Genomic DNA, 915 nt, shown 5'->3' with positions numbered 1-915 from the left:
CTGCTCGAAGTTGCCACCCGTGGCGCTGTCGATGGTCACGCTAACGGTGGAGCCGTTGTTGTAGACGTCGTTGGCCGGGGTTTGGAAGTCGATGCTGCCCTGGGTCTTGCCTGCTTCAACGGTGATGACCTGTCCGTTGGACAGGGTTACGGTGACCGGCGTCTGAGCCGGATTGGTCAGGGTCACGGTGTAGGTGATGACACCGCCTTCGGTGACTGAAGGACTCGCGGTCAGGGTCGCGGTAGTGGTATCGATCGAATCGTTGATCGTGGTAACCGCTGGCGTCGGGTTAGGCGTCAGCTGTTCGAAGTTACCGCCCGTGGCGCTGTCGATGGTCACGCTAACGGTCGAGCCGTTGTTGTAGACGTCGTTGGCCGGGGTCTGGAAGTCGATGCTGCCCTGGGTCTTGCCTGCTTCAACGGTGATGACCTGACCGTTGGACAGGGTCACGGTCACCGGGGTCTGCGCCGGGTTGGTCAGGGTCACGGTGTAAGTAATCACACCGCCTTCGGTCACGCTCGGCGAAGCCGTCAGCGTGGCAGTGGTCGTGTCGATCGAATCATTGATCGTCGTTACAGCTGGCGTCGGATTAGGCGTCAGCTGCTCGAAGTTGCCGCCCGTGGCGCTGTCGATGGTCACGCTAACGGGCGCACCGTTGTTGTTATAGACGTCGTTCGCCGGGGTCTGGAAGTCGATGCTGCCCTGGGTCTTGCCTGCTTCAACGGTGATGACCTGGCCATTGGACAGGGTCACGGTAACTGGGGTTTGAGCCGGGTTGGTCAGCGTGACGGTGTAAGTGATCACGCCACCTTCGGTCACGCTTGGCGAAGCCGTCAGCGTAGCAGTGGTGGTGTCGATCGAGTCATTAATCGTAGTAACGGCAGCCGCTGGATTTGGGGTCAGCTGTTCGAAGTT

General features: G+C 60.2%; 1 protein-coding gene. It reads right to left on the bottom strand.

Annotation, left to right across the window (positions count from 1 at the left end):
- Positions 1–915, bottom strand: a 915-nt coding sequence (locus tag ACF8GB_RS00045) for an immunoglobulin-like domain-containing protein (RefSeq protein ID WP_392526403.1), incomplete at both ends; no start/stop codon positions are given.

It is taken from the genome of Pseudomonas sp. xss_4, from assembly GCF_043104125.1.
GTDB classification, from domain to species: Bacteria; Pseudomonadota; Gammaproteobacteria; order Pseudomonadales; family Pseudomonadaceae; genus Aquipseudomonas; species Aquipseudomonas parafulva_B.
Note: the sequence above shows the minus strand (reverse complement) of the source record. Positions and strands in the feature narration are given on the sequence as shown.